Origin of the sequence: Rhodococcus sp. (in: high G+C Gram-positive bacteria) (assembly GCF_049286785.1) — a bacterium.
Taxonomy (GTDB): domain Bacteria; phylum Actinomycetota; class Actinomycetes; order Mycobacteriales; family Mycobacteriaceae; genus Rhodococcus_F.
In genome coordinates, this window is the sequence record NZ_JBAQEO010000681.1 from 1 (window position 1) to 6915 (window position 6915).

Genomic DNA, 6915 nt, shown 5'->3' on the forward strand with positions numbered 1-6915 from the left:
CCCGGTCCCCTCCCCTACCTCTGAGTTTTCCATTCCACAGAAGGGACCGAACACACGTGGGTATCAAACAGGGCGTTAAGGAATACACCAATTTCCTCGCTCCCGGCGAGGCCGCTCCCCGGCCGAGCTCCAAGCTGACATTGGCTCAAGCGATCGAGATTCTCACCAACGGTCAGCTTCCGTTGCGGTTCACCGCCTACGACGGTAGTGCGGCCGGCCCCAAGGATGCGTCTCTGGGCCTTCACCTGAAAACTCCGCGCGGTACGACCTATCTGGCCACCGCGCCGGGTGAGTTGGGTTTGGTTCGTGCGTATCTTTCGGGCGATCTCGAATTGAAGGGCGTACATCCCGGCGACCCGTACGAGCTGCTCCACAGCATGGCCGAGAACCTCAAGTTCTACCGTCCCCCCGCCAAGACACTCATCCAGATCGTCCGTTCGATTGGGCCGGGAGCGCTTAGGCCCATCGCGCCCCCGTCAATCGAGATAGTCCCGCGCTGGCGGCGTCTCGCGACGGGTTTGCTGCATTCCAAGCACCGCGACGCCGACGCGATCCATCACCATTACGACGTATCCGATCAGTTCTACCGCTACGTGCTCGGGCCGTCCATGGCGTACACCTGCGCCGTCTATCCCTCGCTCGACTCCAGCCTTGAAGAAGCACAGGAGAACAAGTACCGGCTCGTGTTCGACAAGCTCGGCCTCAAACCCGGTGACCGTCTCTTGGACATCGGGTGTGGTTGGGGTGTGTTCGTACGCTACGCAGCGCGTCGCGGTGTCAACGTCGTCGGCGCAACGCTAGCCCGAGAACAGGCCGAGTGGGCACAGAAGGCGATCGCGGAGGAAGGGCTGTCGGATCGTGCTGAGGTGCGGTTCACGGACTACCGCGATATCCAAGAGAAGGATTTCGACGCGATTTCGTCCATGGGTATGACCGAACACATTGGCGTGCAGCAATATCCCACCTATTTCGGATTCTTCCACGACAAGCTGCGGCCAGGTGGACGGATGCTGAACCATAGCGTGACCAGGATCGACAACACCACCAAATTCAAAGGCGGTCCCTTCACCGACCGCTACGTGTTTCCAGACGGAGAACTCACCGGATCAGGACGGATCATCAGCGAGATACAGAACGCAGGCCTTGAAGTGCTGCACGAGGAAAACCTACGGGAGCACTACGCCACCACCTTGCGCGATTGGTGCCGGAACCTCGTCGACAACTGGGACGACGCCGTGGCAGAGGTCGGCGAGGAGAACGCCAAAATCTGGGGGCTGTTCATGGCGGGCGGGCGTGTACGTTTTGACCGAAACTACCTCCAGTTGCACCAGGTCCTAGCAGTGAAAACTCCGAAGTCGGGGAATCATGGGTTGCCGCTGGGCCAGTGGTGGAACCGCTGAGAAGGGAGACTAAAGCCATGTCACAGTCACTAGAAGAGCGTCCAAGCCGGACAGCAGAGGGGTGGTACACGCCCGATCAGTTGGTCGAGCTGGGATACCGGGCCGAGGCCTTGTCAGATCTGTTCGGGCCGCCCTCCGCTGGGCCGGACGGGGTGTACGGCTGGGAGGCCGTTGGTGTCTTCAAGGTTGAGCGAGAAGTGCTTGCACCCGCTGCTCGCCTCATTTGGGCGACCTTCCAGAACACTTCGCTGGCGGCTCCGGGACCGGAGCTGCCTCGTGAGCTCTACCTGGTTACGCCACATGAACAGCTGATGAGCCGAGTGAACTACCGCGAGAGCGCATGGAAGCCTGAACCCGGAAAATAGCTGTTCATAGCATGAATCTAACAATTAAGAATGTTAGATTTCGCGACCAGTGTGGGGCCGGCCACCGTCCGAGCGCGCTGAGCGCACTCGAGCCGGAAGGCAGGCCCCACGCTGCCCGTGTCGAACCTGAGCCCGGGGACGAAGCTCGACGCGAACACGCTTGCTGCACTCGCGGAGCTGCTGCGCGAGTTGCCGCCGTCGACTCCGCGCGAGCCGGGCACCGTAACCGTCTATGAGCGATCGGGGGTCACTAGACGGCTGACAGAGCAACAAAGAGAGGTGGAACGTATTGCTCCGCCTCTCTTTGTTTTGGACGAAACGCCTTGAAGATCACCAAATCTAACAATCTTGAATGTTAGATTTCGCCCATGACGACTACAGCAGTGGTGAATCAGAAGGGCGGATCGGGCAAGACGACGACCGTTCTCGGCCTGGCCTCGGCCGCGAGCGTGCGCGGCATCGACACTCTGGTAATCGACCTCGATCCCCAGTGCAACGCGTCCGAGGCTCTGGGCATCGACTACCCCACAGACGGGCAGACGGCCGCAGACTTGCTCGCCGGTGAATTCCCAGGGGGCGCGGCCGAGGTGGTCCAGACGTCGAAGTGGGACCACGTGAGCATCATTCCGGGTGACCTGGACCTTTCCGATATCGATGCGGTCGCCGGCCTCGGGGTCGAGCAGCGTCTACGGGTCGCCCTTGACAGCGATGAACTCCGGCAGCGATTCCCACTGATTCTGATCGACTGCCCGCCGAGCATCGGCAAGCTGGTATCGAACGCGCTCATCGCCGCCGACAACGCTCTGGTGGCCACCGAACCATCCTTCATGGCCAGCCGGGGTGTGTCGAAGATCTTGCAGGCAATCGAGACGATCCAGCGGTACTACAACCCATCTCTGACCGTCGCCGGAGTCCTCATCGGTCGCGTGCCCGCGCAGGCCCGTGAAGCCGCCCATCGCACCGCCGAGATACGCGAAGCGCTCGGCGTCCTCGTTCTCCCCGAGGTCGTGCCCCAGCGGGCGGCCGTCGCGGAAGCTGTCGGGGACCGCCGGCCTATTCACGAGGTCCGCCCGCCCGTACTCGAGGTGACGAGCGCGTTCGATGCTGCGTTGGACCGCGTCATGGAAGGAGCGCGGCCGTGACGACCACGAAGAAGCCGTCAGCGTTCGGCGGGAGTCGCGCCACCGCTCCGGAGAAGGACGCGGGGGGCCAGTTGAAGCCGCACCCGTTCACGCCGCAGCTCGCCCGCCAGGCCGCCGCCGCGCCGCCTACGTTGCCCAAGGATGCGACCGTGACCGCATTCGCAACCAGGCTGCCTCCGGACATGCAACGCATGGTCAAGACCGCGTGTGCTCAGCGCGGCATCCGGATTCAAGATGCAGTGTATGAGGCACTATGGCACTGGCTTAACAGCTAAACCCGATCTCACTGCCTCTTTCTAACATGTTAGAAAGATAACTTAGTCGTTCGCTCTGCATGGGGTCAGAAGTCGCACATCGATTGCAATGTCTCGGCCTCGCCTAGATAGGGTCAGCGCGACCAACATAAGAAGACAAGGAACAAAAACAAGTGGCATCAATGGAGCCGTATCAGCTCTTCCGGGGAAACGTAGTCTCTGCCTACGACAAGTGGGAAGCGCCCGATCTGATCATGTCGGACGGGGCATACGGGGTTCGAGGTTTCCATGGCGACACCACCGGAGCTGACGGTCTCGTCGAGTGGTACAGCCCCCATGTACTTGCGTGGTCCAAAGCGGCGAAGATGTCTACTTCGCTTTGGTTCTGGAACACCGAGGTTGGATGGGCGACTGTGCACCCGCTTCTTGTCGCGAACGGTTGGGACTACGTCCAGACCGTTGTTTGGGACAAAGGACTGTCGCACATCGCCGGCAACGTGAATGGCCAGACTATTCGGCGGCTGCCGGTCGTGACTGAGGTGTCGGTGCTCTACCGGCGTCGGATTCTCCTTCCTTGTGAGGACGGAGAAACGATGCACGTCCAACAGTGGCTCCGGGAGGAGTGGCGAAGGTCCGGTCTTCCGCTGAACCGATCTAACGAAGCCTGTGGTGTGAAGAACGCGGCGACTCGCAAGTATCTCACCCAAGACTGGCTCTGGTATTGGCCGCCTGGGGACATGGTGGCAGCGATGGCCAGGTATGCGACCAAGCACGGGAAGTTGACAAAGCGGCCGTACTTCGCGATTGACGGAAAGACTCCCATCACTGCGGATGCTTGGGATGCATTGCGAGCAGTATGGAACCATGAGCACGGTCTAACCAACGTATGGAGTAGGCCGCCGCTAAGCGATTCGGAGCGGCTCAAGGGAACATTGGAGAGGTCAGCGCCCCGGGTGTACAAACCAACAAACCAGAGTGCTGCGCATTTGAATCAGAAACCGCTTGAGTTCATGACTCGGCAGGTCCAGGCCTCCACTCGCGAGGGAGATGTCGTTTGGGAACCCTTCGGTGGACTTGCGTCAGGCTCGGTCGCGGCAGTCGGCCTCGGTCGGAAAGCACGCGTAGCAGAAGTGGACCGCACGTTCCAAGACCTGGCATTGGAGAGATTGAAGGTAGCCAAGAGCGAGTTCATGAAGAAGAATAAAGCAGCCTCATGACCGACCAATCAGACTCCCTCAGTACGGCATCCGTGGCCCCAGTCCGCGCGGAGCTTCCTGACTCTGATCCGCGGACAAAGCTGCGTAGCAACGTGCTGGATGCTTTGGCGGCCCTTCCCTTCTATTTCACTAGCACCATCAACATCGAAGGCTTAGACGCTGCAGACCTGTTCTCCCTCAACACCCTGTTGGGCGGCGCGATCGAGATCCAGACTGTCGAAACTCTCAACAGGCTTCGAGACGTCTGGGATCCCGACGATGAGTGGCAGGAGTACGGGTTTCAACGCTTTTCGCAGTCATTCCCTGACGTTCGTTTAGTGAAGCAGTCAGATGTGACCCTGCCGGTTCTAGGCATTGAGTTGAAAGGTTGGTATCTGCTCAGTAAGGAAGCCGAGCCATCATTTCGATATACCGCTAACGCATCAGCCTGTTCGCCGTGGGACCTGATCGTTGTTGTTCCATGGACACTTAGCAACGTGCTCAGCGGTACGCCCCGCGCGCACAAACCCTTCGTTGAACAGGCCGGCTATGCAGCCCACATGCGAACCTACTACTGGAAGCATTCCCGAGGCGGTAACGCGGCGAGCAGAAACAGCGAGATCATCATGGCCACGGTGGATGCTCCGTACCCCCCTGCTGGCACGCAGATCTCAGATCGTCCGGTCCAAGACTCTGGAAAAAACTTCGGCCGTGTAGCCCGAGTCAAAGGACTGATGGATGAATGGAAGGACGAGCAGCTAGACATGAATGTATCGGGGATACCGGCGCGCCAGTGGATCCGGTTTCTCGCTGCATTTTCGGAGACTCCAGACCCGGAGGCCGTAGCCGCCAAAGTCCAAGCGATGTTGAAGAAGGGGATCGTCAATCTCACGAATGAGCAAGCAGAAAGAATTGTGGCGCTACTCGAAGAGCTTGGCAGTCTCATGTCGTGACCTTGAGATTGCCGTTAACCGGCTGGTAAACGTAATTTTCTAACTTTATAGAAAGTTAGTACGACGACTGTGTGGATCTCCCAATCCCCGATACAGTCGCCAGCACAGCTGTCCCAGAAGCCCTGTCCGGGAAGGCGTAGAAGCACTGCCGCGCCACCGCTACGCGCTGGCTTGCCTCCGATCACTCATGCCCGACTTCCGCGCGTGGTGCAGCAGTGTGCCCACTGTGCCAACAGAGCAGCCCATTTCCTCGGCTATCTCGCGATACTTCAGGCCTTGTTCCCGCAGCTCGACCGCGCGTTGACGTCGCTCCTGTGCTCTAGCCTCGAAATCCGCGCGGGGTTCAGCAACGACGTTGCGGATGGTGCGTTCGGACACTCCGAGACGTGCCGCCATCTCCTTCGCAGTCTTTGACCGGCGCATCGGATTCTCAGCAGCCATCATGCTTCCAACTCAGCGAGGATGGCGGCACGATCTACGGCCCGACGCTTATTCGTGGCCACGATCGACTGCCGCCGCTTCTCAGTCATTGTCCGCCCACCCTTGCGGCCTCGGTGCGCCTGGAGGGCACGGTATTGCTCTTCGGAGAAGTTGCGCCATATCCAGCGAGCAATGGATTGCGCGGTGGCGCGAACCTCGATGAACGGGAGCGGCTCGGGAAATTCCGTGTTGATCGCATGGCAGCGTTGCAGCACGAGCCGTTCCCAGTCGCGACCGGTGCCTTCACGGTGGCGCCACCACTGCGGATAGGCCCACTTCCGCGCGGTGTCGAACATGGTGACGTTGCGGCCGAGCCCTGCCGCGCGGTCGGGCCGGCGGGGCATCTGGCGAGGTGTGTGGATGGTGGCCAGGTCGCGGAGTTCGTACGGCTTTGCTGGCCCGTAGAGCGTTTCCCAGTCAGGGTGAATGGGATTCTTGGTAAGTTGCCCGCCGTATGAGAAGTCGCCTCCCACCGACGTTCTCAGCCCAGCTTCGATGCGTTGAGCGAACCGGAGCGGTTGCAGCCGCGCCGAGTCGGTGCGGCAGACCGGTGCGGCGAGCCACCAGCCCAGATGTGCACGTCCAGCGTGCGGTCCCCTGATGGTCTGTGCGACCCAGGAGGGCGCGGGGTGGTCGCTGGGCTGCTCGAAGGCGCGCATAGCGGCGTCGGGATGGTCGCAGTCGATGACGATGGATCCCAGAAGCGCATGTGGTGAGTGCTCGACGTAGCGCATCGCCAGTGCATCGTCCCGGCTCATGCGGTACTGGCCACGGTCCAGTTGGTTCGTCGCGTACGGCCGATGCGGTAGCAGTACGTCTAGCGCCCATCGATCGTCAGTGAGTAGTTCCGCCCCCGAAAGATCCATGAGGGAAACCTTGCCCCACTCGGACGAATTATTTAGGTAGGCACGCCGTAGCCATATCAGGTATCCCGGGCTCCGCCCTCGGTTGCGCACTCTTCAAGTAGGCAACCCAAAGCCTTATTCCGCCCGAGCCTAAGAACGTGTTGGGAAAGTGACTGGGCGTGTCTGCGTGACTGATGCGGCTGAAGTAGTCATTGTGACCGTATGGGTAACAAGGTCGACAGGAATGCGTACCCGTCGGATCTGACCGACGAGCAGTGGG

At 60.4% G+C, this 6915-nt stretch carries 7 protein-coding genes; 5 read left to right on the forward strand and 2 right to left on the reverse strand.

Going from position 1 to position 6915, the window contains the following annotated elements:
• The first annotated feature begins 62 nt into the window (after positions 1-62).
• From WAW17_RS24645 to WAW17_RS24665, 5 genes are all read left to right on the forward strand, one after another.
• A complete protein-coding gene (locus tag WAW17_RS24645) occupies positions 63-1400 on the forward strand; it encodes a class I SAM-dependent methyltransferase (RefSeq protein ID WP_422335508.1) in 1338 nt (445 codons plus the stop codon).
• Between the two features lie 733 nt (positions 1401-2133).
• Positions 2134-2907: a ParA family protein gene (locus WAW17_RS24650; RefSeq protein ID WP_422335504.1), complete on the forward strand. Its 774-nt coding sequence runs from the start codon at positions 2134-2136 to the stop codon at positions 2905-2907.
• Positions 2904-3182 (forward strand): hypothetical protein, encoded by a 279-nt coding sequence (locus tag WAW17_RS24655; protein WP_422335505.1) that lies wholly within the window; start codon positions 2904-2906, stop codon positions 3180-3182. Before WAW17_RS24650 ends, WAW17_RS24655 begins: the two co-directional genes overlap by 4 nt.
• 161 nt (positions 3183-3343) lie before the next feature.
• Positions 3344-4378: a DNA methyltransferase gene (locus WAW17_RS24660; RefSeq protein ID WP_422335509.1), complete on the forward strand. Its 1035-nt coding sequence runs from the start codon at positions 3344-3346 to the stop codon at positions 4376-4378.
• Positions 4375-5310 (forward strand): hypothetical protein, encoded by a 936-nt coding sequence (locus WAW17_RS24665; protein ID WP_422335506.1) that lies wholly within the window; start codon positions 4375-4377, stop codon positions 5308-5310. Before WAW17_RS24660 ends, WAW17_RS24665 begins: the two co-directional genes overlap by 4 nt.
• Positions 5311-5469: 159 nt before the next feature.
• Here the strand turns inward: WAW17_RS24665 and WAW17_RS24670 are convergent, their stop codons facing one another.
• Both WAW17_RS24670 and WAW17_RS24675 read right to left on the reverse strand, forming a co-directional pair.
• The gene (locus WAW17_RS24670; protein ID WP_236603790.1) at positions 5470-5706 is read right to left on the reverse strand and encodes a sigma factor-like helix-turn-helix DNA-binding protein; all 237 of its coding nucleotides are present in this window, start codon (positions 5704-5706) and stop codon (positions 5470-5472) included.
• Between the two features lie 44 nt (positions 5707-5750).
• Positions 5751-6656 (reverse strand): replication initiation protein, encoded by a 906-nt coding sequence (locus WAW17_RS24675; RefSeq protein WP_422335507.1) that lies wholly within the window; start codon positions 6654-6656, stop codon positions 5751-5753.
• Positions 6657-6915 lie beyond the last annotated feature (259 nt).

What these genes read in the sequence shown, in the direction of transcription:
- WAW17_RS24650 (WP_422335504.1), top strand. Translation starts at nt 2,134, where the DNA reads ATGACGACTACAGCAGTGGTGAATCAGAAGGGCGGATCGGGCAAGACG.
- WAW17_RS24660 (WP_422335509.1), top strand. Translation starts at nt 3,344, where the DNA reads ATGGAGCCGTATCAGCTCTTCCGGGGAAACGTAGTCTCTGCCTACGAC.
- WAW17_RS24665 (WP_422335506.1), top strand. Translation starts at nt 4,375, where the DNA reads ATGACCGACCAATCAGACTCCCTCAGTACGGCATCCGTGGCCCCAGTC.
- WAW17_RS24670 (WP_236603790.1), bottom strand. Translation starts at nt 5,706, where the DNA reads ATGGCGGCACGTCTCGGAGTGTCCGAACGCACCATCCGCAACGTCGTT.
- WAW17_RS24675 (WP_422335507.1), bottom strand. Translation starts at nt 6,656, where the DNA reads ATGGATCTTTCGGGGGCGGAACTACTCACTGACGATCGATGGGCGCTA.